Origin of the sequence: Tritonibacter sp. SIMBA_163, from assembly GCF_046535935.1 — a bacterium.
Lineage (GTDB): Bacteria > Pseudomonadota > Alphaproteobacteria > Rhodobacterales > Rhodobacteraceae > Epibacterium > Epibacterium scottomollicae.
Map to the genome: position 1 here is coordinate 1 of NZ_JAWJBP010000634.1, position 263 is coordinate 263.

Annotated in this window: 1 protein-coding gene; it reads left to right on the plus strand. The window is 70.0% G+C overall.

Features of this window, described 5'->3' with window-relative positions:
* A partial coding sequence (locus R0J92_RS23845; RefSeq protein ID WP_411053499.1) for a hypothetical protein occupies positions 1–263 on the plus strand: 263 nt, incomplete at both ends.

The following is a 263-nucleotide window of genomic DNA, read 5'->3' on the forward strand; positions in this document are numbered from 1 at the left end:
GGCGGCCGAAGCGCTGGGCGACCGGCTTGGCGCGCTGCATCGCAAAGTGCCGACCCTGGCACCGACCGATGCGCTGCTGCAGCGTTTCGCCGACGACATCATCTCCACCCGCCACGGCCTGCTGGCGGGACAGTTGCAGGCGGTCATGGGCCTCGACCGGCTGACGCCGGACACGATGCTTGCGCCGCGGCCGAACCTGATGGTGGCCTGGGAGCCGGATACGGAGGCGGAAACCATCACCGCCCATGTGCACGGCAAAGGCC